Genomic DNA, 1523 nt, shown 5'->3' with positions numbered 1-1523 from the left:
TCCGACATCATATCAATAAAATCTCTCACATTCTGCGGAACGACCTTGCCGTAAAGCTGATCCGCATACTTTTCAAGTTCCGCCGCAAGAGTTGTGTTTTTCTGCTCCAGATACATTTCTATCGCAGACAGCTTTTCCTCATTGACCGATATTGAAATTGACTTCTTCAAAGCAACATTCCTCCCATCTCAAAATCCCCCGACTCATCTTCTTCAAGTTCTTCATCAGAAAATTCTTCGCTGATATCTTCTGTAAGCTGCTGTTCCGACTTAACAGTAATAGCAGAATACAGTTCCTGACCCCTGCCTGAGATCGCTCCGTAGGAAGTGATCTCGCCCTCCTTGCGTCCCAGAACACTTTGACCAAAGTCGTGCAAGTCTATATCTTCCAGAACAGAATTATCAAAGTTTGTAGGAAGATTTTTCGCCAGATAAGCCTTTCCGAACTCGCTTTCATCGGAAATAAACATATCAAATTCGTACTCCGACAGATGTTCAATGCAGTCCATAGTATCGGAAATATCACATATTTCCTCGCTCTCTGTGACCGCTTTCAGTTTTACAAAATCGTGATTTGAAAGTTCTGACAGCCTTTGAGCAAGAACATTCAGTTCGTCAATTCTGCGCATATCGCCAAACGATTCCTCTGTGATCGAAGGAATAGCCGACTGAAAATCATAATAGACCATGTCCTGAACTCTGCCTATGCAAAGGTCTTTTGCAATGTCGTTCAGATTTTCTTTATCGCAAGGCAGGGACAGCCATTGGGCAAACTGCTCGGTGGATTCATCATTTGCCGGCGCAGGCGCGATCAGCAGACGGAAAAAGCACTTATCCGGCTCGCCGATCTCAATATTCATATCCGGTCTCTCATAGCAGGACGGTACACAGTAATAGCTGTCCGCAAACATACCGCCGTCACGCTCGCACATAATTTGTCCGATATGCTCACGGTCGAGCAGTTCCAACATCTCATCGGAACAGTCCTCCAATTCACACAGCATATCGTTCTCAATTGCCATTTCGCCGAGTTCGTGATAATCTTCGCAAGGGAAAGCAGGAACAGAATCCAGACCGTATGTCATCAAAAGCATATCGTCAAAGCTGCTTTCGGGATTGGCTTTCAGCAGACTTTTAAACGCCTCTGCCTCCGGATATTCCAGCTTTTCATACCTTTCGGCGAACAGGTTAAGCTTGTAAATATCCGCTGAAAATTCTTTACCACACAGGCTTTGCGGCAGCTCTGTGTTTCCAAATTCGGACAGTCTGAACAAAACCTCGCGGCTCTGAAACTTTCTCAGCCTGTCAAGCGTATCACGTATTTCAAATACACTCATTGGGAAGTCCTTTGCTAAAGTGTAATTGCCGTCTTTTAAATATATTTTCATTTAACATCACTCCGTTTCTTCATTTGATTCTTCTGTATTTTCTTCCGTCACATTATTGATTGTATCGTCTATAATAAATTAGACAGAAAACATTTAGCCGTGGTATAATAGAAAAAAAGGAGGAAAATAAAATGGC

General features: G+C 43.1%; 2 protein-coding genes. Both read right to left on the bottom strand.

Annotation, left to right across the window (positions count from 1 at the left end):
* A partial coding sequence (locus tag Q0E19_RS11895) for a DUF6103 family protein (RefSeq protein WP_294409762.1) occupies nt 1-170 on the bottom strand: 170 nt, incomplete at its 3' end.
* A complete protein-coding gene (locus Q0E19_RS11890; RefSeq protein ID WP_117864997.1) occupies nt 167-1387 on the bottom strand; it encodes an antirestriction protein ArdA in 1221 nt (406 codons plus the stop codon). The genes Q0E19_RS11890 and Q0E19_RS11895, both read right to left, overlap by 4 nt.
* Nucleotides 1388-1523 lie beyond the last annotated feature (136 nt).

Origin of the sequence: uncultured Ruminococcus sp. (assembly GCF_934476685.1) — a bacterium.
Taxonomy (GTDB): domain Bacteria; phylum Bacillota; class Clostridia; order Oscillospirales; family Ruminococcaceae; genus Hominimerdicola.
The sequence above is the reverse complement of the archived record's forward strand: the minus strand, read 5'-3'. Positions and strand labels throughout refer to the sequence as shown.

Coding starts and splice junctions, on each gene's coding strand:
- Q0E19_RS11890 (WP_117864997.1), bottom strand. CDS start 1,387: ATGAAAATATATTTAAAAGACGGCAATTACACTTTAGCAAAGGACTTC.